The 24,919-nt window shown below is 40.6% G+C and carries 19 protein-coding genes; 16 read left to right on the forward strand and 3 right to left on the reverse strand.

The annotated features are described in order from the left end of the window. The first annotated feature begins 226 nt into the window (after nucleotides 1–226). From IGI50_RS00755 to mprF, 6 genes are all read left to right on the forward strand, one after another. Complete coding sequence (locus IGI50_RS00755; RefSeq protein ID WP_218256360.1) at nucleotides 227–1,093, forward strand: RodZ domain-containing protein; 867 nt, start codon at nucleotides 227–229, stop codon at nucleotides 1,091–1,093. Nucleotides 1,094–1,127: 34 nt separating this feature from the next. After that, complete coding sequence (gene pgsA / locus IGI50_RS00760) at nucleotides 1,128–1,709, forward strand: CDP-diacylglycerol--glycerol-3-phosphate 3-phosphatidyltransferase (protein ID WP_010747262.1); 582 nt, start codon at nucleotides 1,128–1,130, stop codon at nucleotides 1,707–1,709. Between the two features lie 180 nt (nucleotides 1,710–1,889). Next, nucleotides 1,890–3,137 carry a competence/damage-inducible protein A gene (locus IGI50_RS00765; protein ID WP_438775762.1) on the forward strand — a complete coding sequence of 416 codons (1,248 nt, stop codon included), beginning with the start codon at nucleotides 1,890–1,892 and terminating at the stop codon, nucleotides 3,135–3,137. 123 nt (nucleotides 3,138–3,260) lie between these two features. After that, nucleotides 3,261–4,310, forward strand: a complete 1,050-nt coding sequence (gene recA / locus IGI50_RS00770; RefSeq protein WP_218256362.1) for a recombinase RecA — start codon at nucleotides 3,261–3,263, stop codon at nucleotides 4,308–4,310. Nucleotides 4,311–4,553: 243 nt separating this feature from the next. Further along, the gene (rny, locus tag IGI50_RS00775) at nucleotides 4,554–6,110 is read left to right on the forward strand and encodes a ribonuclease Y (protein WP_010747259.1); all 1,557 of its coding nucleotides are present in this window, start codon (nucleotides 4,554–4,556) and stop codon (nucleotides 6,108–6,110) included. A 157-nt stretch (nucleotides 6,111–6,267) separates the two neighbouring features. Further along, entirely contained in the window at nucleotides 6,268–8,829 is a 2,562-nt protein-coding gene (gene mprF, locus IGI50_RS00780; RefSeq protein ID WP_010747258.1) for a bifunctional lysylphosphatidylglycerol flippase/synthetase MprF, read from the forward strand. 140 nt (nucleotides 8,830–8,969) lie between these two features. On the opposite strand, the gene IGI50_RS00785 is transcribed toward mprF, so the two are convergent. After that, nucleotides 8,970–10,286, reverse strand: a complete 1,317-nt coding sequence (locus tag IGI50_RS00785) for an ISL3 family transposase (protein ID WP_438775764.1) — start codon at nucleotides 10,284–10,286, stop codon at nucleotides 8,970–8,972. A 137-nt stretch (nucleotides 10,287–10,423) separates the two neighbouring features. Next, nucleotides 10,424–10,828, reverse strand: a complete 405-nt coding sequence (locus IGI50_RS00790) for an Hsp20/alpha crystallin family protein (protein WP_010747257.1) — start codon at nucleotides 10,826–10,828, stop codon at nucleotides 10,424–10,426. Nucleotides 10,829–11,027: 199 nt separating this feature from the next. On the opposite strand from IGI50_RS00790, the gene ispE reads away from it, so the two are divergent. The 9 genes from ispE (at nucleotide 11,028) to IGI50_RS00835 (ending at nucleotide 21,847) form a co-directional block, all read left to right on the forward strand. Continuing rightward, the gene (gene ispE, locus IGI50_RS00795; RefSeq protein WP_438775766.1) at nucleotides 11,028–11,879 is read left to right on the forward strand and encodes a 4-(cytidine 5'-diphospho)-2-C-methyl-D-erythritol kinase; all 852 of its coding nucleotides are present in this window, start codon (nucleotides 11,028–11,030) and stop codon (nucleotides 11,877–11,879) included. 243 nt (nucleotides 11,880–12,122) lie between these two features. Next, nucleotides 12,123–13,091: a metal ABC transporter substrate-binding protein gene (locus IGI50_RS00800; RefSeq protein ID WP_438775767.1), complete on the forward strand. Its 969-nt coding sequence runs from the start codon at nucleotides 12,123–12,125 to the stop codon at nucleotides 13,089–13,091. A 31-nt stretch (nucleotides 13,092–13,122) separates the two neighbouring features. Continuing rightward, nucleotides 13,123–13,803, forward strand: coding sequence for a metal ABC transporter ATP-binding protein (locus tag IGI50_RS00805; protein WP_010747254.1), 681 nt, complete (start codon nucleotides 13,123–13,125; stop codon nucleotides 13,801–13,803). Continuing rightward, nucleotides 13,776–14,606, forward strand: a complete 831-nt coding sequence (locus tag IGI50_RS00810; protein WP_222226248.1) for a metal ABC transporter permease — start codon at nucleotides 13,776–13,778, stop codon at nucleotides 14,604–14,606. The genes IGI50_RS00805 and IGI50_RS00810 overlap by 28 nt, the downstream gene beginning before the upstream one ends. 241 nt (nucleotides 14,607–14,847) lie before the next feature. Then, complete coding sequence (gene purR, locus IGI50_RS00815) at nucleotides 14,848–15,666, forward strand: pur operon repressor (protein ID WP_010747252.1); 819 nt, start codon at nucleotides 14,848–14,850, stop codon at nucleotides 15,664–15,666. Nucleotides 15,667–16,109: 443 nt separating this feature from the next. Next, the gene (gene glmU, locus IGI50_RS00820) at nucleotides 16,110–17,477 is read left to right on the forward strand and encodes a bifunctional UDP-N-acetylglucosamine diphosphorylase/glucosamine-1-phosphate N-acetyltransferase GlmU (protein ID WP_218256423.1); all 1,368 of its coding nucleotides are present in this window, start codon (nucleotides 16,110–16,112) and stop codon (nucleotides 17,475–17,477) included. Nucleotides 17,478–17,574: 97 nt separating this feature from the next. Further along, on the forward strand, nucleotides 17,575–18,549 hold the full coding sequence (locus IGI50_RS00825; protein WP_438775769.1) for a ribose-phosphate diphosphokinase: 975 nt from the start codon (nucleotides 17,575–17,577) through the stop codon (nucleotides 18,547–18,549). Between the two features lie 145 nt (nucleotides 18,550–18,694). Next, nucleotides 18,695–21,121 (forward strand): hypothetical protein, encoded by a 2,427-nt coding sequence (locus IGI50_RS00830; protein WP_438775771.1) that lies wholly within the window; start codon nucleotides 18,695–18,697, stop codon nucleotides 21,119–21,121. A gap of 6 nt (nucleotides 21,122–21,127) precedes the next feature. Beyond that, complete coding sequence (locus tag IGI50_RS00835; protein ID WP_438775772.1) at nucleotides 21,128–21,847, forward strand: ABC transporter ATP-binding protein; 720 nt, start codon at nucleotides 21,128–21,130, stop codon at nucleotides 21,845–21,847. Between the two features lie 786 nt (nucleotides 21,848–22,633). Here IGI50_RS00835 and IGI50_RS00840 read toward each other — a convergent pair. Further along, nucleotides 22,634–24,136 carry a helix-turn-helix domain-containing protein gene (locus IGI50_RS00840; protein ID WP_438775774.1) on the reverse strand — a complete coding sequence of 501 codons (1,503 nt, stop codon included), beginning with the start codon at nucleotides 24,134–24,136 and terminating at the stop codon, nucleotides 22,634–22,636. Between the two features lie 170 nt (nucleotides 24,137–24,306). On the opposite strand from IGI50_RS00840, the gene IGI50_RS00845 reads away from it, so the two are divergent. After that, nucleotides 24,307–24,912, forward strand: a complete 606-nt coding sequence (locus tag IGI50_RS00845; protein WP_010747245.1) for a TMEM175 family protein — start codon at nucleotides 24,307–24,309, stop codon at nucleotides 24,910–24,912. Nucleotides 24,913–24,919 lie beyond the last annotated feature (7 nt).

Genomic DNA, 24,919 nt, shown 5'->3' on the forward strand with positions numbered 1-24,919 from the left:
ACATACGTGATGAAAAACAAACTCATTTTTTGTAAAAAAATGAATACCTTACTATGAATTAGGATGTCAGTCCAACTTTTGCCAGTCAACAAAAAGCAGAAGAAAATTATGTGTGAACTCAAAATAAAGTCAGAACAGTTTAGTTGGCTGATATACGTGATGAAAAACAAACTCATTTTTTGTAAAAAAATGAATACCTTACTATGAATTAGGAGTAGAGAATCAAGTGGCTAGTATTAATATTGGAGAAACGCTACGCAAAGCCCGTATCGATAAAAAAATCAGTTTAGATGAACTGCAACAGCGCACGAAAATCCAAAAACGTTATTTGCTGGCAATTGAAGAAAATGACTTTCAAGAACTGCCAAGCGATTATTATTTGCGGACGTTTATTCGACAATATGCTGACGAGGTAAAGCTTGACGGCAATCATTTGATCGATGTTCTGGATGGCAAAGATCGACCGTTGCCCAGCTATCCGGAATTGGAAACCGTGGATGAGCTTAGAAAAAATAAGCACGCTGAAAATCCTACCCGCGCTCGATTTAGAGCAACAATGCCGATGGTCGTTTTAGGACTTGTGGCGTTAGCGATTATTGCTGTGGTAGGCTACATAACTTGGTTGGACCATCAAGAAACCGCAATTATTCCAGAAAACAGTTCTGTACAAGTTGAACGTTCGGATGTTTCATCCTCTTCGGCAGAAAAGGTTTCGTCATCAAAACCGGAACCAACGACGGAATCGTCAAAAAAACCGGAGAAGCCTAAGATGGCATTTGCAATGGAGAACAATGCAACGAATGCGGCAACGATGAAGGTGGACAATGCGGAAAAACCTTTAAAACTCACTTTTACCGGAAAGGAACGTGTCTGGGTTGGTGTGCAGATCAACGGCGCTTTGACGTATCAATATACGTTACAACCAGGAGAATCACAAACCACCGAATTACCCGCCGATGCTGCTCAAGCAGTCATTACGGTCGGTATGGCGAAATATGCTGAAATCAAAGTGAATGATCAAAGCCTTGATTTTCAACCAGGAGATTCGTTACAGCAAAAGAACGTAACTCTGAATATAGCCTACGCATCTTAAAGGGATGCGTAAATAGAATTAGGAGGAAACAACAATGAATTTACCCAATAAATTGACTGTCATTCGAATCTTTATGATTCCAGTGTTCATGATCGTTGTTCTAGCCCCATGGGACTGGGGAACATTACAAATCGGAAATACGAGTTTAGCGGTGACCCAGTTAGTCGGAGCGATAATTTTCGCGGTAGCTAGCTACACGGATCATCTAGATGGTAAAATTGCCAGAGCACGCGGCTTAGTCACGAACTTTGGAAAGTTCGCGGATCCGTTAGCGGATAAAATGCTCGTGATGACAGCCTTCATTATTTTAGTAGAGCAAGGCAAAGCCCCTTCATGGGTGATTGCTATCATCGTTTGTCGTGAATTAGCGGTAACAGGTCTGCGTTTATTGATCGTAGAGCAGGGCGGTGGTGTTATGGCTGCAGCCATGCCTGGAAAAATTAAGACAGCGACACAAATGGTAGGGATCGTATTGCTTTATCTAAATAATGTTCCCTTCAATTTTATTGGTATTCCAATGGATCAGATTATGTTGTATATCTGCCTATTCTTTACAATCTATTCAGGTTACGATTACTTTGCTAAAAACACATCGATCTTCAAAGGTTCGATGTAATAAGAAATGGAACGATGCTTTCGGTGTCGTTCTTTTTTTTGCGTATGTTTGAAGAAAACATCGAGATAAAAGCGCCTTTGTCGGGTGTAACAGTAAATAAATTTGCCAATCACTCCTTAAATTTAGCGTTTTCTGTTATAGTTGAGGAAAAATGGCGTATGTTAAGAAAGAAGAGAGAAAATGAGAGCAGAAATTATTGCCGTGGGCACGGAACTTTTATTAGGACAGGTCGTAAATACGAATGCGACATTCTTATCAGAGAAATTAGCGGATAGGGGGATCGAGGTTTATTTCCACACAGTCGTAGGGGATAACCCTCAACGATTGGAGGAGTTGCTTCAATTAGCAGATACTCGCAGTGAATTGATCATTTTATGTGGTGGTTTGGGACCGACAGATGATGATTTAACCAAAAATGTATTGGCGGATCATGTAGGGGTACCACTGGTTCAAAATACAGAAGGGCTAGAAGCATTAAATGCGTTCTTTGCGCAACGTCAAAGCACTATGACGCCGAATAACTTAAGGCAAATCGAAACTCTCCAAGATGGTATTCCTTTACCGAATCGGACAGGATTAGCAATCGGCTGCTTATATAAAGGGGAGAAAAACAATTACATTCTACTACCAGGGCCACCTAGTGAATTGAAGCCGATGTTTTTGGAGCAAGCACGTCCATTACTAGAAAAAGAATTTCCAACAACGGAAAAATTAACTTCACGTGTGTTACGTTTCTTCGGAATCGGAGAATCAAAACTAGTGACAGATTTGGCAGAAATGATCGAACAGCAATCAAATCCAACGATTGCACCTTATGCGAAGCCGAACGAAGTCACGTTGCGGATCACTGCGAAGACAGAGGATGAGCTGTCAGCCAATGCTCTATTGGATCAGACAGAGGCTGAAATCATGGCTAAAGTCGGCGAATTCTTTTACGGCTATGGAGAAGAAAATAGCTTAGTTGAAGTCGTCGTTGATCTACTAAAGGAAAACAATTTAAGTATCACGGCGGCAGAAAGTTTAACTGCTGGGGAGTTCCAAGCAACGCTGGGGACAATTCCAGGTGTTTCTGAAGTCTTTCCTGGAGGCTTTGTCACCTATTCCAAGGAAACAAAAGTAAGCTTCTTAGGGCTCGATTCTACGCTGCTAGACCGTGTTGGTGTAGTTAGTGAAGAATGTGCAAAAGAGATGGCAGAAGCCGCGCTGCGTCTTGCTGGAACCGATTATGCATTGTCCTTTACAGGTGTGGCTGGTCCTGATGAGTTAGAAGGAAAGCCGAAGGGAACAGTCTATATCGGATTGGCACAAAAAGAGGGTGAGACCCTGATTACAGAAAATCATTTTACCCGTGACCGTTCGTATGTTCGCCATAGTTCAGTCATGAAGGGCTTAGATATGCTGCGAAGAGCAATTCTAAACAAAAATTAAAAATGCGAATGTTTGTTCGTTTTTTGCTTGCTTTTTTGATTTCAAACCGATAAACTAGGGATATTGAAAAAGCAATAATGGTGTGGAAAGCATATTTATTATAGGAAATAGGAGGATCAGCTATTGGCAAATGATCGCAAGGCAGCCTTAGATGCTGCAATGAAGAAGATTGAAAAGAATTATGGTAAAGGTTCGATCATGAAGTTAGGTGAGAAGGTCGATCAACAAATTTCAACGATTCCGAGTGGCTCTTTGGCATTGGACGTTGCGTTAGGTGTTGGCGGGTACCCTCGCGGACGAATCATTGAAGTATACGGACCAGAAAGTTCTGGTAAAACAACGGTGGCATTACATGCCATCGCGGAAGTCCAAAAGCATGGTGGTACCGCAGCCTTTATCGATGCTGAACATGCGTTGGATCCTCAATACGCACAGCGTTTAGGTGTAAATATCGATGAGCTGCTGCTTTCACAGCCAGATACTGGGGAACAGGGTCTAGAGATCGCTGATGCGTTAGTTTCCAGTGGCGCTGTTGATATCATCGTTATCGACTCAGTGGCGGCTTTAGTACCGCGTGCCGAGATCGATGGAGAGATGGGAGACGCTCACGTTGGTTTGCAAGCACGTTTGATGTCTCAAGCGTTACGTAAGTTGTCTGGTTCTATTAACAAAACCAAAACAATCGCGGTCTTCATCAACCAAATTCGTGAAAAAGTCGGCGTAATGTTTGGGAACCCAGAAACAACTCCTGGTGGACGTGCGTTGAAATTCTACGCAACAGTTCGTTTAGAAGTACGTCGTGCAGAGCAATTGAAGAACGGGACTGACATTGTCGGTAACCGCACGAAGATCAAAGTTGTTAAGAACAAGGTAGCGCCGCCATTCAAGGTAGCCGAAGTCGACATTATGTACGGACTTGGGATTTCACAAGAGGGCGAATTGCTGGATATGGCTGTTGAACAAGACATCATTGATAAGAGTGGTGCTTGGTATGGCTATAAAGAAGATCGTATTGGTCAAGGGCGTGAGAACGCGAAGAAATATTTGGCTGATCATCCAGAAATGATGGCCGAAGTTGCTACTCGTGTCAGAGCTGCGTACGGTATTGGCGACGATACGGCAGCAGCAGATGCTGAAGAAGCAGGACAAGAAGAATTGCCTTTAGATGAATAAAAAACGAAAAACGCTAATGACAAAATGAGTCATTAGTGTTTTTTTGCGCAGTATTTTGAAATAAATCAAAGCGCTTTATTTGTGGATTTAGCAAAAGAGAAATAAAGTTGACACGCTATCAGACAAACATTAGAATAAAGTTGTGTGACTCTCACACATATGCAAGTAGGCATATTGATAATTTGACATTCGTTTATCAAAAAACTACAGATAGGTAAATAAGATAGTACGGAGGTGGATTTAATGTTAGTTCCTATTCTCCTCGCTATCATCGGTTTAATTGTCGGTCTTGGTTTGGGTTTCATGGTAGCAAAATCACGTCATGAAAAAGAAATTGATGGGGCACAAAACACAGCTAGAGGGATCATCACGCATGCAAATAAAGAAGCGGAAACCTTGAAGAAAGAAGCTTTGTTGGAAGCCAAGGAAGAAAACCAGCAGTATCGCGCACAAGTTGAAAGTGAGTTGAAAGAAAGCAGACAAGAATTAAAATCGCAAGAAAATCGCTTGCTTCAAAGAGAACAGACTTTAGATCGTAAAGACGACTCTCTCGAGAAGCGTGAGCACTCACTGGAAGAAAAAGAAACAAAAATCAGTGCTAGACAGCAATTAATTGACGAGCGAGAAAAAGATGTAGAACAACTGATTGAAGAACAACAAACAAAATTGGAACAAGTTGCTTCTTTAACGAAAGATGAAGCAAAAGAAGTAATTATGAAGAAGACGGAAGAGGAATTGAACCATGAGTTAACAGTAATGGTCAAGGAATCTGAGCAACGTGCGAAGGAAGAAGCCGATCGCAAAGCCAAAAATCTTTTGGCAATGGCTATCCAACGTTGCGGCGCTGATGCTGTCTCTGAAACGACTGTTTCGGTTGTTACACTGCCAAACGATGAGATGAAAGGTCGCATCATTGGACGTGAAGGTCGGAATATTCGCACATTGGAAACATTGACGGGCATTGATTTAATCATCGATGATACGCCAGAAGCAGTCGTTCTATCCGGATTTGATCCAATCAGACGGGAAATTGCCCGTATGACGTTGGAAAAATTGATTCAAGACGGTCGGATTCATCCGGCACGGATCGAAGAAATGGTTGAAAAATCTCGCAAGGAAATGGATGAACGTATTCGTGAATATGGGGAACAGGCAGCCTTTGAAGTAGGCGCTCATACCTTGCATCCAGATTTAATCAAGATTTTAGGTCGTTTGCATTTCCGGACCAGCTATGGTCAAAATGTGTTGAATCACTCGATCGAAGTTGCCAAGTTGACCGGCGTTTTAGCTGCAGAGTTAGGTGAAAACGTTCAGTTAGCGCAACGGGCAGGCTTGCTGCATGATATCGGTAAGGCGCTGGATCATGAGATCGAAGGATCTCACGTTGAGATCGGTGCAGAACTTGCTGCCAAATATCGTGAAAATCCTGTTGTGATTAATGCGATTGCCTCTCACCACGGGGATACTGAAGCAACATCAGTCATCTCTGTTTTAGTAGCTGCTGCCGATGCAGTTTCCGCTGCTAGACCAGGCGCTCGTAGTGAATCATTAGAAAACTATATCCGTCGTTTAGAAAACTTAGAAAATATTTCGAATAGTTTTGACGGAGTAGACTCAAGCTTCGCTGTTCAAGCAGGACGTGAAGTTCGTGTAATGGTTAAACCAGAGGAAATCTCTGATTTAGATGCAACTCGTTTGGTTCGCGATATTCGTCGCAGAATCGAAGATGAACTGGATTATCCAGGGCACATAAAAGTAGTGGTTATTCGAGAAACACGAGCAACCGATTATGCAAAATAGTAAAAAGCCTCCTATTGAGGCTTTTTCTTTTTGCCAGATGCAATCTATAAAAAATAACGAATTAATTTTTAAGGGAATCCTAAATTTAAAAGGATAGCTTCAAAGTAAGAATTCATTTAAAATAGAATACAAGAAAAGAAAGAATGGGAGTAGAAGGATGACGACTATCAGTCGCTGGTTCAAACGCTATGCCACCTTGCTGAAGATCATTTTCTTCGGGATTGTTTTGTTTTTCGTCGCAAATCAGGTGAAAAATATCGCCCACGGCATGAGCTGGCAAACCGTTTGGCAAACGATCAAACAACAGGATCAAAGGACATTATTAAGTATGTTTGGGATCGGCCTTTGCGGCGTTCTCCCCATGCTTTTATATGATCATGTGGCTATCACGACGCTGGAAGCAGCGGGCAGGCCGCATATGAATCGAAGAGAATGGCTAGTTTCAGCCTGGACCACAAATACCATTAATAATCTGGCCGGTTTTGGCGGAGTCGTTGGGGTAAGTCTGCGATCAAGCTTTTACGGGAAAGGAATGGAGAAGAAGAAGGTATTAGCTGTGATTTCGAAGATCGCTATTTTCATGTTGGCGGGTCTTTCGATTATGGCCTTCATCACGTCTTTAGATTTGATCTTCTTTCGAACGCAAAATCCCTTTGTTCGTTACCGGTTTTGGTTATTAGCTGGCGGATTCTTTGCGCCGATTTTATTTGTTTTTGTTTACGGACGCCGCCGCACGATTTTTAAAGAGTTTCGCTTAAAGCAAATCCTTGAGTTGTACTTAGCATCTTTAGGTCAATGGCTAGGTGCTTTAGCTGTCTTTTTAATTGTAGGGTATCTCATGGGCGTGAAGTTAAACATTGGAGAAGTTTATCCGATGTTCGTAATTGCTACAGGCTTGGGAATGCTGACAATGGTTCCCGGAGGTGCAGGAACCTTTGATGTCATGATGATTTTAGGATTAGGGCATCTCGGATTGAATCAAAGTACCGCAGTTGTTTGGATCTTATTTTATCGAATCTTTTATTATTTGCTGCCCTTTATAACGGGGATCGTCATTTTCTTGACCAACACAAGTGTCAAAATGAATCGTTACTTTGATAATTTGCCGCGGCTGTTATCACAAAAAGTGGCGCATGTCTTTATGGTAAGTGCCGTTTATTTTGCGGGTATCATGATGATTTTGTTGTCAACGTTGACCAATTTATCGAACATTAGCCGGCTATTTCAAGTTTTATTGCCCTTTTCGTTTGATTTCTTGGATCAGACACTAAATCTCTTGATCGGCTTCTTGCTGCTGGGGTTTGCTCGAGGCATTTCGCAAAAGGTGAAGCGGGCATTCTGGCCGACGATTCTGCTACTGATTTTTGGGATCGTCAATACCGTGGCGCGAACAGCATCGGTTCGCTTAATCGTGGTTTATCTAGTGATCCTGCTGATTGTTTGGATGTCTCGGAAGGAATTTTATCGGGAACGTTTTGTTTATTCTTGGGGAGCGTTGGCTTTCGACGGAATTCTGTTCGGCTTGCTCTTTATATTTTATGCAGTGGCAGGCTATCACAGTGGACAAATTTGGAGCACAGAACGCTTGTCGATGAAATATTTCGCCTTTCCATCAGAAGAGATTTGGTTCTCTGGGCTGATTGGCTTGATTTTATCTATTCTGTGTTTATCGATTCTTTATCAGTATTTGACGCAAAGCGAAACGAAGCTTGGAGCGCCTTGGGATGAAAAACGGTTCAATTATTTGATTAGTCGCTATGGCGGAACACCAGCTAGTCATTATCTGCGGGTGTCCGGGTATCAGTATTTCTATTATCAAGAAAACGGCAATGATCAAATTCTTTTTGGCTTTCAAACGCGGGCCAATAAGTGTTTTGTTTTAGGAGACCCCGTAGGAAATCCGAAGAAATGGCAGGCGGCTACGTTTGCGTTTATGGAGCATGCCGATCGCTTGGGCTATCAGTTAGCCTTTTATAAAATCTCTGAAGACTATGTGCTGCTGTTACATGATCTTGGTTTCCATTTTGATAAGATTGGAGAAACTGGGGTGACAGATTTCACGGAACATAAGCTGGATGTTTTCTCAGATCGCTTTGAATTTAAGCGATTAACGAATGAAGGCTATCAATTCATCTATTTTGAAAGGCTTCCTGAAGAGGTATTTGATGAGTTGGAGGAGATATCGGATGAATGGTTGAATGGAGAAAAGGAAAAATGTTTCTCTGTTGGACGTTTTGACCGTTCTTATATTGAGACCAGCAATGTCGGGATTGCTCGAGATCCGCAAAATCAAATTGTCGGTTTTATCACGGAGCAGCCCATCAACCAGGAAAAAGCCTCCTTTGATCTCCTGCGTTTTCGAAACGATGTTCCCAATGAATTACCGACGTTTTTAAAGCTTCATTTAATGGATGAGCTGAAAAAGCAAGGCTATGGGGAAGTTTATCAGGGGATGGCACCGCTAGCCAAGGTTGGAGAGACCTCTTTTGCCTTCTTAGGCGAACGAATCATGAACCTGATCTATAAATATGGTCATTCCATCTATGCCTTTCAACAAGTGGCGGAAGAAAAAACCATTTATGTCGATCAGTGGCGGCCGAGATATTTTGCTTATAGGAGAGACAGCAGCTTCCTGTTTTCTGCACTGCAATTATTGTTGCTGATCGGTCGCGGAAAAAACAAAGGTGTAACCATTTCAGAGGAAATGATCGAGCTGTAAAAAGACGAGCCAAGTCTGAAGTCCATGCAGAAGTGAACACTTTTGCATGACAGCTTCAGCTAGCTCGTTTTTTTGGCTCTTTGTCAAATAGGACTGATAGAGTGAGATAAGAACATCTAAGGTAGAATTCCTTTTCTACTTTAGATGTTTTTTGATTCATAGGTAATCAGATTATTTAGTAAGAAAATTCTGGTCTTCATTTTCCGAAAGCTTCGAAAGCCATAAGCGACTCGTTTCAATGCTTTGATGTGGGTATGCAGATTTTCTATTTTGGCATTTGAATAAGGCAATTCGAGGGCTAAACGAATGCCGGATTCATAGTTTATAAAAGCTTTTTTTATAGAATGCAGTTCTTTTGGAACGGAATTGGGCATCGTTCTTACAAGTTTAAAGAAAGTGTCCGCCTCTTTGTCGTGAAACGCTTGAAGAATTTCTTGATAGTAAAAATAGGCGATTCGTAATTCGTCAGAGATCGAAAGCAGACGATCCACCACTTCACTTTCGGTGAGATACGCCCAACCAAAATTGCGCCATTTGGTCCATTTGTCATAAACAAGCTTGTCCTGTCGTTTGATCAGAAGTCGAGACAACGCCTTTAATTGTCGATAATGTTTGGCTTGTGTTGGATCGTTTCGATCCAAGCTTTTCATGATTCGTACGCGTATATCCTCAAATTTGCGAATGAGATGTTTGACAATGTGAAAACGATCCACAACGAGTTTTGCCTTTGGAAAACATTCCTTTATCAGAGAGGCATAAGAAGCATTCATGTCCGTCACGATGACCTTTACCTTCAATCGTGCGCGTCGTTCAAATTGCATAAAATAAGAAACGAGGGCTTTTTTCTTCCGTGAAGGAAGAATATCCAGTAATTTTCCAGTATCGCCATCCATACAAGAAAAGGAATAGGGACCGACTTGATTTTTCAGTGAACGAAATTCATCCATTAATAAACAACGCGGTAACCAATTTCTTTTTACTTTTGTCATGGGGATCAGAGAAGCGAGTGTCCGAGAAACGGTCGACCAAGAAACGGTCGACCAAGAAACGCCGCAATGCTTAGCGATTGTCGTCATTGCTTGTTTTTCCGTTAGCTCTTCTAAAATTTTATAGCGCACTTGTTTAGCGATAAAGCAGTTTCTATCGACAATGTAGGTATTCGCCGTAAAATAGGTGTGGCAGCCACGACAGTGGTAGCGTTGTTTCGCTAAAGCAAGATAAGTCAGTTGGTTCGCACATTTATTAAGTTGAATGAGCGATTTTTTCTTTCCGTTCTTGACGATCATGCCTTCATGATTCATCTGTTTACACAAAGGACAGCGGTAAATTTCTTTACTCAATGTCGCAGAAACAACAAGACTCTTAATCTTTTTAATCCTCTTCGATTCTACATTTGTGATGAGAATGTTTTTATCTTTGATTCCAAGTAGTAGTTTGATATGATGAAGATCAGGCATACAGAACGCTCCTTTGATTGTGTTGTGGTGATTCAATTCTAACGGAGCTTCTGTATGTTTTGTTTTTTCATGCTCAAAAAGGACCGATAGAATGATTTTCTATCAGTCCTAGAAATTATAGAGCCGTTTTTTTTTAATCAATCAATCGTAATCGCTTTGCCTTTTCGTTCTTCGTATTCTGCTTTTGGCAGTATTAAGGTAAGAACCCCATTTTCGAATTTCGCATTGATTTTTTCTTCAATAATATCTTTTACAGCAAATTGACGATGGTAGGCACTACTGGATCGCTCTCTGCGAACGAATCGACCATCGTCTTTAACTTCGTTTTCAGCCGTGTGTTCTGCATCAATTGAAAGGATATCGTTGTTGTAATGAACGGAAATTTCTGATTTATCAAAGCCTGGCAGATCCGCTTTGACTTCGTAATGATCATCTAAATCGCGGATATCTACGCTCATTTTTCGATCATCCCAAAACGTATTCATCAGCTTTCCAACCAAATCTTCTCCATCTAACCAATCATTTTTCGGTAGTAGATTCATACAGCTTCCTCCTAATTCGTAATGAATAACCTTCTGACAACACATAAATACATTACAGACCGATTCTTCTAACTTCATGGTAAAGCCTTAGGAGGAATTATTCAACTAATTTAGGGTGGCTATGCTAGAATGAATTATCTATACATTTAGGATAGGCTATGATAGAATCGTCTAGTGAAAAATTTGAACGGGTGAGAAAATGGAAATTATGGAGAAAGCCCCTGCGAAAATCAATTTGGGCCTCGACATTTTAGGCAAACGACCGGATGGGTTGCATGAGCTGGCGATGGTCATGGCGAGCATCGACCTAGCGGATCGTTTATATTTGGAAGAAATTCCTGAAGATAAAATCATTATTGAGACCAACAAGGCTTTTTTACCCACGGATAAAAAGAATCATGTTTATGAAGCGTTGGAACTGGTTAAGGAACGCTTTGAGATAAAAAAAGGCCTGCGGGTCAAAATCCACAAAGAAATTCCGGTGGCAGCTGGATTAGGCGGCGGCTCAACGGATTCGGCTGCGGCTTTGCGTGCAGTGAATCGTCTGTGGGACTTGGGGTTGTCCATTGAAGAAATAGCTAGCTTAGGTGCCGAAGTCGGTTCGGATGTTCCTTATTGTGTCTACGGGCAAACATCCTTGGTTGAAGGCTTCGGAGAGAAGGTCACGCCGATTGCACCGATGCCCCAATGCTGGGTTGTAGTAGTGAAACCACGAATGAGTGTTTCAACACGAACGATCTTTGCGCAAATCGTCATGGAAGATTTGTATCATCCGGATATTGCGGCGCTTGTATCTGCGATTGAAGCAAATGATTATCAGAAAATGACGGAAAACTTAGGCAATTCTATGGAGGTCGTAACGATCAGAAAGCATCCAGTTATTCAGCAACTGAAGGATCGGATGCTGAAATATGGTGCTGATGCTGCAATGATGAGCGGCAGTGGTCCGACCGTTTATGCCTTGTGCCACAAATACTCACGAGCGAAGCATGTATTTAATGCATTGAAGGGCTTTTGTGAGGAAGTCTATCTTGTTCGCACGTTAAAATAGATCCCGCGGGGTCTATTTTTTGTGGAATGAAAAGGAATTGAAGCTCCTTATAAAATAACAATGTAATAAAAATGAACCGGATACAGGTTTTGCTCTTCATATGAATGGTATGTCATCTATATTACGATTTAACAGCATTATTTTGAGTTAAATCGTAATTTTTACGTTTTAAGTTGACGGATAGAAAAACATTTGTTAAATTAATTCTTGTCTTTAAAAAGAGAAGAGAAGGTGCGTATATAAATGAAGATGCAAAAAGGACTGCTTTTAATCGGAACTGTGTTACTATCAGTTTTGCTGACTGCTTGCGGCGGTCAAGAGAAGAAAGAAGTCTCATCTAATGATAAAATCCAAGTGATGACAACATTTTACCCAATGTATGAATTCACTAAGCAGGTAGTAGGAAATAAGGGGGACGTGGAATTGTTGATTCCCGCTGGAACAGAGCCTCACGATTTCGAACCTTCTGCTAAAGACTTAGCAAAAATTTCTGATTCAGATGTGTTTGTTTATAATAGTCCAGAGTTGGAAACATGGACAGACAACCTGACGGACACGATTGATACGAAGAAGACAGCGATTATCCAAGCCTCTAAAGAGATTACTTTAATGGATGGTGCCGAGCACGATCACGAAGAAGCCCATGAGGATCATGATGCAGAGGAACATGAAGAACACGGACACGACCATGAGTTAGATCCCCATGTTTGGCTGGATCCTGTTCTAGCGATCAAAGAAGTTGAAACGATTCAGGACCAATTAAGCAAAAAATATCCAGATGACAAAGCGGATTTTGAAAAAAATGCTGCGAACTATATCGAAGAACTAAAAACGTTGGACAAAGAATATCAAGTGGCGTTTAAAGATGCGAAGAACAAAACATTTGTGACACAGCATGCGGCCTTCGGGTATTTAGCGAAGCAATACGGGTTAACGCAAGAAGCAATTGCTGGTATTTCCCCAGATCAGGAGCCGTCTCCAAGTCGCTTAAGCGAGTTGAAGCATTATGTGGACGATCATCAAGTGAAAGTAATCTATTTTGAGGAAAATGCTTCTTCAAAAGTTGCCGAGACATTATCGAAAGAGACTGGTGTGAAATTAGAAGTGTTGAATCCGTTGGAAAGCTTAACGAACAAACAAATCAAAGACGGTGAAGATTACGTTTCTGTTATGCGGGAGAATTTGAACGCCTTGAAAGAAAGTATCCAATAACAGCAAAACAATGATTAAAGGAGAGACGAACATGTCGTATATCGAGGTGGAAGACCTTTCATTCTATTATGATAACGAACCGGTTTTGGAAAATGTTTCCTACCATGTGGATCCGGGGGAGTTCGTCATTTTGACTGGAGAAAATGGTGCCGCAAAATCGACATTGATCAAAGCGACATTAGGCTTATTAAAGCCTAGCAGTGGAAAAGTGACGATTGCGAAAAAAAATGCCCAAGGAACAAAATTGAGTATCGGCTATATTCCTCAGCAGGTAGCATCCTTCAATGCCGGATTTCCCAGCACAGTGCTGGAGCTAGTATCTTCCGGACGCTACCCACAAGGGAAATGGTTCAAAAAATTATCCCCCCGAGATCATGAGCATGTACAAAAGGCATTAGAGTCAGTAGATATGTGGAACATGCGCCATAAAAAGGTCGGCGAGCTATCCGGGGGTCAAAAACAACGGATCAGCTTGGCGCGTTTATTTGCGAAAGATCCTGATCTGTTGATTTTGGATGAGCCGACAACAGGGATGGATGAAAAATCTCGGAACGATTTTTATGAATTGTTGCGACACAGCGCTCATGCCCATGGAAAGAGCATTTTAATGATCACTCATGACCATGAGGATACGAAAAAATATATTGATCGGCATATTCGATTGGTACGAAAGGAGAATTCTAAATGGCGTTGCTTTCATATGAGTTCATGAGACGTGCCTTTCTAGCTGCAATCTTTATAGCAGGAATCGCGCCTATGCTAGGTGTCTTTCTTGTCATTCGTCGTCAATCTTTGATGGCTGATACGCTATCCCACGTTTCATTGGCGGGAGTCGCGCTGGGCTTCTTCTTAAACTTGAACCCAACAGGTACAACACTATTAGTCGTTGTGATTGCTGCGATTATCATGGAATACCTGCAGAATATGTACAGTTCCTATTCGGAAATATCCATCGCCATTTTGATGGCGGCGGGTTTAGCAGTTGCACTAGTACTGATGAGTTTAGCGCCTGGCAGTTCGGCGGTCAGCATTCAGTCTTATCTGTTTGGTTCGATCGTGACGATCACTTGGCAGCAGGTAGTATTTTTAGGCATCTTGTTTGTTCTGGTAGGTATTTTGTTCTTGCTATTCAAACGACCAATGTATGTTTTGACCTTTGATGAAGATATTGCCGCCGTTGATGGGTTGCCCGTTCGCATGATGTCGATGATTTTTAATGTTGTCACTGGTGTGGCGATCGCTATTATGATTCCTATCGCAGGAGCTCTGCTGATCTCAGCGATTATGGTATTGCCTGCGGCGATCGGAATGCGCGTTGGCAAAAGCTTCAATATTGTCATCTTCGTTAGTGTGCTGGTTGGTTTTGTTGGCATGATCGGCGGACTGACGGGTTCGTATTATTTAGATACGCCGCCAGGAGCGACGATTACGCTTGGCTTCATTTTATTGTTTCTGATTCTTAATGGGATTCGTCAATTACGAATCCTGATTCAACGAAAACAAGTTCAAAAATAGAGGAAAGCGAAAGCTTTTCCTCTTTTTTTGTGTAATAATTAATAAATTCCGAACTTTTCGACTTTAAAACGAGAAAATGCTCGAATTTTATTGGCTAAACCCTTATAATGGGAAACGATAAATCAGAATCGGGGTCATGCGCGCTTCTTTTAAAGAAACGGTGCAAAAATCCGCGTTGAGAATCAAAATTATTTTTCCAAGTAAAAATGATTATACTAAATACGAAATAGGAGTGAATTACGTGAAAGTGCGTCGAAGCGAACGATTAATCGACATGACACAATATTTGTTGGATCATCCACATGACTTGATCCCATTGACTTTTTTTGCGGCCAGATACGGTTCAGCCAAATCTTCTATCAGTGAAGATTTAGCCATTGTGAAGAAGACCTTCAAAGAACGAGGAACAGGCTTCTTAGAGACGATTCCTGGAGCAGCAGGTGGAGTTGTCTTTACGCCGAGTATCACGGATGAAGAGGCGCAAGAATATATCGGTTCTTTGGCAGAACGTTTGTCAGAAGAAGATCGGTTGCTGCCTGGCGGCTACGTGTATTTATCAGATATGTTAGGCCAACCCGACTTGTTACGCAAGGTTGGTCGAATTATTGCGGCTCAATACTTAGATAAAAAGGTTGATGCAGTCATGACTGTGGCCACAAAAGGAGTGCCGATCGCCCAAGCGGTCTCTTATTATTTGAACGCACCTTTTGTGATCGTTCGTCGGGATTCAAAAATTACCGAAGGGTCAACGGTCAGCGTCAATTATGTGTCAGGTTCTTCTGAACGCATTGAAAAAATGGAATTATCAAAACGCAGTTTAAAACGCGGCTCGAAAGTTCTGATCGTAGATGACTTTATGAAAGGCGGCGGAACCGTCAATGGCATGAAGAGTCTGATCGAAGAATTTGAGGCGGAGCTTGTAGGGATTACAGTCTTTGCGGAATCTAAATTTAAAGGTGAACGCGCGATCGACGACTATAATTCATTATTATTTGTACAGGATGTCGATACAAGTACAAAAACCATTTCGGTCGTACCTGGCAACTGCTTCGATAAATAGATGAAAGAAATGCTACGCTGTTTGGACTCTCCCGAATTTTTAATGGAGAGTCTAACGGGCTAGCCTTTTTTGCGTCTGGCTAGTAAAATGGGATAAGCGTTTAAAATAGCAAGAACTTCATAAATGAAAATCCATTCTACAATCCAGTAGAATGATATACGGAATGAACATCAGAGATAATTTTTTTTAGAAAAATTATTTCATTAATATGAATGAGGATGTCAGTTCTACTTTGTGCTTTCAGCTCATTAGTAGAATGATATACGTGTTGAGAATCAGACTCATTTTTCTTTTGAGAAAAATGAATACATTAAAACGAAATAGGATGTCAGTTCTACTATGTATTTTTAGTTCATTAGTAGAATGATATACGTGTTGAGAATCAGACTCATTTTTCATCTGAGAAAAATGAATACATTAAAACGAAATAGGAGTGACTTCTTTTGGAAAATCGTTATGCGATTATTTTAGCGGCGGGTAAGGGAACTCGCATGAAATCAAAATTATACAAAGTGCTGCACCCAGTGGCGGGAAAACCAATGGTGGAACACATTATCGAACGAGTGGTTGAGACACAGCCGACAGATATCGTGACTATCGTAGGGCATGGTGCAGAAATGGTCAAAGAGCAGCTAGGCGAACGCAGTCAATATGCGCTGCAGGCAGAGCAATTAGGAACGGGCCATGCTGTTATGCAAGCGGCAGAATTTTTGAAGGGAAAAAAAGGAACAACATTAGTCATCAGTGGAGACACCCCTTTACTTACGACGCAAACATTAAACAACCTGTTTGATTACCACCAGGGTAAAAAGGCCAGTGCGACGATCCTAACTGCTCATGCAGAAGACCCAACAGGCTATGGCCGTATTTTACGTGACCATGTTGGTATCGTAGAAAAGATCGTAGAACAAAAAGACGCGACACCAGAAGAAGCGCGTACGCAAGAAATCAATACTGGAACCTATTGCTTTGACAACGAACAATTATTTGCAGCATTGGAAAAAATCGGTACGAATAATGCACAAGGTGAATACTACTTAACTGACATCGTTGAGATTTTAAAAAATGATGGACAAACAGTGGCGGCCTATCAAACAGAGGATTTTGAAGAATCCTTAGGGGTAAATGATCGGATCGCTTTAGCGAATGCGAATGAAATCATGCGTCGCCGGATCAACCGTCAGCATATGGTTAACGGTGTAACCTTTATTGATCCTGCAACCACTTATATAGATGCGGGTGTCAAAATCGGTTCTGATACCATCGTTGAACCTGGTGTGCAGATCCAAGGAAATACCGTGATCGGTTCCGATTGTATTATCGGTGCTCACTCAAAAATCGTTGATAGTACAATTGAAGACAATGTGGAGATCACCGCTTCTGTATTAGAAGAATGTATTGTTCGTAAAAACGCGGATGTTGGCCCGAATGCACATTTACGTCCACAAGCGGATATTGGTGAAAATGCTCATATTGGTAACTACGTGGAAATCAAAAAAGCTTCTATTGGTGAAAACACTAAAGTGGGTCATTTGACCTATGTGGGTGATGCGACGCTTGGAAAAGATATCAACGTTGGCTGCGGGGTAGTTTTTGTCAATTATGACGGCAAAAACAAGCACCATACCAATGTCGGAGATCATGTCTTTATTGGTTCTAGCACGAATATTATCGCACCAGTCAACATTGCCGATAACAGTGTAACAGCAGCAGGCTCAACAATTACTGATGATGTCGCTGAAGGTGATATGGCTATTGCTCGCGCTCGTCAAGTCAACAAAGAAGGTTATGCTAATCATCTGCCTTTTTAAGGGAATTCTCTTGATTTCTTAAATGGAAATGACTAGTATTTTATTTGAAATGGTATATAATCGGTAACGTATGCTTAAAAAGAAAGTGGAGGTCCCCATGTCGAAACATTATTTTGATCCAAGATTGAAAATTTTTGCTTTGAACTCAAATCGTCCCCTAGCTGAGAAAATCGCTGAAGAAGTTGGTGTTGAATTAGGAAAAAGTTCAGTTACCCAATTTAGTGATGGTGAAATTCAAGTAAACATTGAAGAAAGTATTCGCGGTTGTCATGTCTATGTCGTTCAGTCAACAAGCAGTCCAGTAAATGATAATCTGATGGAACTTTTGATTATGATCGATGCTTTGAAACGTGCGAGTGCAAAAACAATCAACGTCGTAATGCCTTATTACGGGTATGCCCGTCAGGACCGTAAAGCACGTGCACGGGAACCAATCACTGCTAAACTTGTTGCTAACATGATTGAAAAAGCTGGCGCGACTCGTCTATTGACGCTAGATCTACACGCTTCACAAATTCAAGGATTCTTTGATATCCCTGTCGATCATTTGATGGGTGCTCCATTGATTGCCGATTATTTCTTAGAAAATGAAATTTGCGGAGATGACGTTGTGGTGGTATCACCTGACCATGGTGGGGTAACACGCGCTCGTAAATTAGCTGAATTCTTAAAGGCGCCGATTGCGATCATTGATAAACGCCGTCCAAAAGCGAATGTTGCTGAAGTAATGAATATTATTGGGAAAGTCGATGGCAAAACATGTGTGATTATCGATGACATGATCGATACTGCCGGTACGATTACGTTAGCTGCCAACGCTTTAAAAGAAGCTGGTGCGAAACAAGTCTACGCTTCATGTACCCACCCTGTCTTATCTGGACCAGCAATGCAACGAATCCAAGATTCAGCCATTGAACATTTAGTTGTAACGGATTCAATCTACTTATCAGATGAACGAAAAATCGATAAGATTGATGAAATCAGTGTGGGTGAATTAATGGGGGATGCGATCAAACGTATCCACGAAAATAAACCAGTCAGCCCATTATTCGAAACACATAAAAATAATTGATTGATTCACTAGGTACTCTCCGTAGGGTACCTAGTTTTTTTATGCTAGATTCATTTTTTGGCAATGAATTATTTTCTAACAAACGCTTTCAGCGTGTTCCTATTCTGCTATGATAATAGATAGAAGAACAGTGCAGGAGGGCATTATGCAAAAGCGAATGAATGGGATTTCCATGGTAGCCGGCTACGGGATGTTAGTGATCGCGCTATTTTTTAAAATACTCGGCGGCGAACAGCAGCGATTCAGTTTAATAGGAGCTTGGTTTCGCAGCTTGATCAGCGGAGATTTTCTACATTTTTGGCAGACAGGCTTTTCTTCTGGAATGGGTGTTTTAGTAGGGACAGCAATGTTTTTATTACTAGCCATCCTTTATATTGCCGATGCTGTTTTAATCACCTGTCAGCGAAAGCTGTCTTTTTTGGACGCTGTTAAATCAGCGTGGCTCTATTTTACGATGTTTTTTTATTTTATCTTTATTCAATTTTACACAAGTAGTATGTGGTTGGTTTTATTCTTGATTGTCGGTGCGATGGAGTTCCTGTTGAATCGATATTTAGAGGATAAAATCGCGCGTGACCAGAAGTATGCGGCGTCACAAAAAGTTGAGAAAGCCTACAATGAGGATCGTAAGCGGCGTTTAGCCTTTCCTGGTAAGTATCCGCCAGAGTTTCACCAAATAATTCGAAAAAATTTTCGTTTTTATCATAAGAATTACGTGCTGCTGATTTTTGCTAACGCGCTGGTATTTTTTTCACTGATCATTCTTTTCTTTACGTATCGTGATTTTAGTGGGATGCATACACAGGAATCTATCTTTGATAAGACGGGACTGCTACGTATTTTTATCGAATCAGGCGGTGTTCTTTTATTATTGTTATTGCTATTTCTAACATTCATGGACGGATTATACGTTGATTTTAAGGCAAAACATATGGAATTGTTTATCCAGCTGGGCATTCGTAAGCGAACCTTTTTGATGATGCTTTTGGAAGAATTCGGCTTCTGCGCCTTAACGGGAATTTTGCTTGGTGGCACCATTGGGTTTGTACTTACTAGAGAGTTTGCAAGCTTTGGTTGGGCTCTGCCGCTTTATGCAGGTTTGGTCATTTTGGCGATGGCGTTCCATCAAGAAAAAATCCTTCGTTTAATTCAGTTTAGACCACGGGAACAAGCCAAACCGGATCAGCCCAATCAACGCTGGAGTCCGCTGTTTTTATTGGCGGGTCTGATCATGTTAACCATTACTTTTTTGTGGTTCCATCGGCGGAAATCGGCAGAAACATTATTAGTAATTGCAACACTGATCGCTGCCCTATGGGGACTATTCCTTGGCGGCGGTGGGCTTTATGTGAAACAGAGGCGGGGAAAGACCGACCTATTACTTTCTCGTAATGATTTATTTTATCGATTCCATAAGAGTATCAATGTTTTAACATTAGCGACCCTGTTGAATGTTTTAATAGTCGGCTTCTTTTTACCGCGGCTAGTGACATTTCAACAAACGACTGTGGAAAATTTATTTCCTTACGAGGTGGTTGCAAAGGTGAAGCAGCCAGAAGTTCAGCAAGTGGAAGGAATATTGACTCGAGAGAAGGCATTGTGGAAAAAGTACCCATTTTTTCCAGTCACTTCTATAGATGGTGATCCAGAATGGGAAACTTTCGGTACCAGTCGCCCGGTGATGTTTATTCAAGGACAGCATATCGGTATTTCTGAGACCACTTATCAACAGTTGCGACAGGCCAACGAGTTAGAAAATCATCCACTAGATTTAAAAATGGGGCAATGGCATGTGGTTTATCAACAGGCCATCAGTATCCGCGCACAGCCGATCGATTGGGATCCGCAAAGTGTGCGGCCGCGTTTGCGAATCGGAACCCCATTAGAAAGCTATAATACAAACAATGTCGACCTGATTTTTCCTATGCGAACTATCAAGAGTCAAGAACGCTTGATACTGACCGGAATGTTTCAACGGGGGTTACAGGAAAATATTCTTGTTTTTTCAAATGATGAATTTGAAAAATTGGCAAAAAAAGAAAAACCGCATCAATTATTCTTGATTAATGGGGATAAAAGCATCCTTCAATCATTGACTTTCTTGAAGGATACTTATCTTGAGGATAAGCGTTGGGATGCCACGATTGAGCCGATATATGAGCGAACACAGCGAAGAGACAATGTGGTTACTGAAAATTATCTGCAGGTCTTACTTTTGATCTTCACGTTAGCTGTCTGTATCTTCATGAATGTAGGAATACTCGTCGCAAAATTTGAGAGTGAACAAGAGCTGCTGATTTCTCGAAGAAGACTATTGGATCAATTAGGGATGAGAGGAAAAGAACAGCGAAGGGTTCTGAAAAAACAGGTAAGCTTCTTTATTGTGCTGCCAATAGTTGCTGGATTACTGGTGAGTGTTGTTTTTATTAGCATTATGGGCATGCTACGCTTCTTTTCAGTTGGAGAATGGCTGGAATTTGGTCGATTATTCTTAATGGATTACAGTATTTACTTAATAAGCTGGGGAATCATTGGGGCATTGATTTATCGCAGAATTGAAAAGTGGAGGTAACGAGACATGGAGCCTATTATCAAAGCTTCTGACATTACTAAAAATTATGGCCGACAAGAAGTGCTCAAGGGGATCAATTTATCCATCAATTATGGGGATTTTACGTGTATCATGGGGCGTTCCGGCTGTGGTAAGACGACATTATTAAAAATCTTAGGACTGATGCATCCGCCAACTACAGGGGCGGTCATGTTTGAAAAGCGGGCGATCCATGAACTATTTCCTGATGAAATTTCTGATATCCGCAGACGGCAAATCGGTTTTGTTTTTCAAGATTTTAACTTAATGGAAAGTATCACTGTTAAAGAAAATATTCTTTTGCCGGCAATTTTGGATAAGCAGGATACGAAAAAGGCAGAGGAGCGGATGAGTCCGTTTTTCAAAATTTTGCGAATTGAACATTTATTAGCGAAACTTCCACATGAATTATCTGTCGGTGAGAAACAGCGAGCCGCCATTTGTCGCGCCCTTATGAATGAACCACAAATAATTCTAGCGGATGAGCCAACAGGAAACCTAGATAGTAACGCAGGAGCAGAGGTCATTAAAATTTTTCAACGAATCAATCAAGAGCTAGGGATTACGATCGTTATGATTACTCATGATAGTAAGGTCGCTCAGGCGGCGAATGAGGTCATTTTTTTAAAGGATGGACAAATCTATGATCGATTCAGCAATAGGGTCGGCTCAGAGAGTCAGATCGCAGAAAAAATGCTGGAAGTCTAATCGAAGAAAAAGAAGCGTTCCTGAAAAAAGGAACGCTTCTTTGTTGTGTTCATGACAAAAAAAGAGCTCATCGGTGGGTGGCCGATGAGCAAAGGAGTTAAAAAATGAAAAAGTGTTAGGGTTGTTTGTTGGTATGCTTATATAATAGCAACTAGTTGTGAATTATTTGTGAACGAAGCTTGGCAGAAAAATAAAAAAAGTAGGTCAAAAAAAAGATGACTGGACTTTATTTTTTATAAAAAAAAGGAGCTCATCGGTGGGTGGCCGATGAGCAAAGGAGTTAAAAAATGAAAAAGTGTTAGGGTTGTTTGTTGGTATACATATATAATAGCAACTAGTTGTGAAAAAAGTGTGAACGATGATTGTTCGAAAATTAAAAAATCTATAAAAAAATTGAACAATAATTAACGGAATAATTTATTCGTCTTTATTTTTATAAAAAAAGGAGCTCATCGGTGGGTGGCCGATGAGCAAAGGAGTTAAAAAATGAAAAAGTGTTAGGGTTGTTTGTTGGTATGCTTATATAATAGCAACTAGTTATGAATAAAATATGATGAAAGACTAGCGAAACCATTAATTTTATAAAAAATAAAGCTCACTTATATACATGTATAAGGATAATTAACGCTGTGATTAAAAAAAATTGAATGAATCAACGATAAACAATAAAAATGAAAGTTGTTTCTATTCGATTTTTATAGATAATTGGATGCAGAGTCTTTATTGTTGAAAAGCTAGGACGGATTCTACAATAAAGAAGCAGGAGCGCATCACTCCTGCTTCTTCCTATTCATACACTCGATTTTTCTTGTCGTAAATATTTCGAAGTTCCAAATAAAGTGGGACCAACTCATTTTTCGTATAAGGGAAATCAAGCTGATACAGCTGAATGTTTGGTTTCTCCTTTTTCAGTAACGATGAGGAGCTAATAATCAAATCATAATCATCCTTCAAAGATACATCGTAAGGCTCCGCATCGATAAAACGCAGATCCTCTAAGAAGCGATATAAGTCTCGGACAAAAATCGCATTGTGTTCGAGAGCGATGCCCACCTTCAAATTTTGAGCATAAGGAAATTGATTGAAATACGGCAGCAACAATCGTTTGAAGGCTCGCGTAATCATTGGATGAACAGAGCTGATGAAACTATAGGATGGATTGTCCTTGTTCATCTGCATAAAGTTTTGGATATTTTGATACAAAATATATTCGCCGCGGGTTTGCTTTTCATTCGGATCCATGACCAGTTCAATAATACTTGGAAATGGCTGACGGAAAATAAAATAGCCAAAGGTAATATTTAACATGTTGGCGACAATCAGCGGGTCATCCATGACGGTAGGCCGATCTGGGAAGAGCGCCTTTTTCGCGAAATTACGAAATTCAGTCACAAAATCGTTGACCGGATTTGCTCGTACTTCAAAGTCATGAATCGTTTGTTTCATGCTTTGATCATCACGAATCGTGTAGAATGGGGAATAGTGAGCTAGGAAATAAATAAAGCTAGATTCGCCCTTTAACTGTCGTGTGGTCATCGGAACATCCACTAGATCGCGTAATGAAGTAAAGTCGTAATAAGGATTGTCCTTCATTAAGAAATTATAGCGGGGATCGTATTTAACAAATTTCTTATTATTGACACGAGTCAAATTAATACTGGTGAACAATTTAATTTCTTGTGTGCCAAAATAAGTTCGTGATAGCGGAAAATAGTCCTTATAAGTATCAATGATTCGCGTTAATTGTTGCTGGTCAACATTGATCGGGCATTCGATTCCTCGAGTTCCCAGCCATAGAAGATTGAAAAGAGCTAAGCGAATCAACCGTTCGTCTCCTGACATGCCGGCTTCTGTATATGTAAAGCGAATATTAAATCGTTTCAAATGTTTCTTCAGCTTATCGATTTTTCGAGAAACTGTGGAACGACTCACAAAATATTTCTCACAAAATTGTTCAATTGTTGGATTTTCTTCATTCAAAAAGTATAACATGAACTGGAATGGGACAGCCTGCTGGAGTAAATGGTAACGGTATTCATCAACAGTAGCAGTAAGGTTTTCCAAATTTACTTTTCCGGCACGCATCATGATGGTTTCGTGGTTCGGTCGGATTTCTGCCAATTCTTGATCTATTTCATTTAGTTCGATAACACTTTGTTGATAATTTAAATCCATATCTTCTGACAATTGGCTAATTGCAAGTACTTGTTTTGTGGATTGGTTTAAATATTTGAAGATATTAAAACGCAAGAGGAGCGACGCATCAAACATAAGTTCCTCATATAACATCTGTTTTCCTCCTTTATTAAATTAGGCGATTAATCTGAATTTTTTTAAGCATATTTCTCCTATATTGTACTTTATTTACAAAAACCTGTCAGTTATTAACTGGTAAAAAGTGAGTAAAATTATATAGAGAAAAACAATTTTCATGCTATTCTAAGAAAGAAGGTGAAAAAATGACAAAGTCACGTTTAGAGGCATTTACAGACGGAGTCGTCGCGATTGTTTTAACGGTTCTGGTATTGGATATTCAAATACCAGATGCGCCAACTTTGGCTTCTTTACTAAGTATTACGAATACATTATTTGCTTACGTGGTTAGCTTCATTTTTGTTGCAGTTATCTGGGTAAACCATCATCGGATGATGCAAATGGCAGAAAAGATTAATTATCGTGTTATTTGGGCGAATATTTTTTGGTTATTTTGGCTAACTTTATGCCCCGCAGTGACGAGTTGGGTAGGTCGTAATCCTGACCATTTTTGGCCTGAATTTTCCTATGTCGTCGTCTACACGATGTGGAGTTTTTCCTATGGGATTTTATCGAAGCAAATCATCAAAGCGAATGCTCCAGAAAGTCATGTAGTGAAGGTTTTGAAAAGAGATCAACGAAGCAAATTATCCATGATCATCAATTTGGCTGTTTTAGCAGGAGTCTTCTTTTTTCCTTCCATCGGTATCTTTGGACGATTTTTGGTCTCTGGCATTTGGATTGTTTCCTATCGTAAAGCCGATCAATACTATCAAAGAATCATTGGCAAAAAAAATCACGACAGAAGTTGAACACTTC

The organism is Enterococcus sp. DIV0170 (genome assembly GCF_051710765.1).
Taxonomy (GTDB): domain Bacteria; phylum Bacillota; class Bacilli; order Lactobacillales; family Enterococcaceae; genus Enterococcus_A; species Enterococcus_A raffinosus.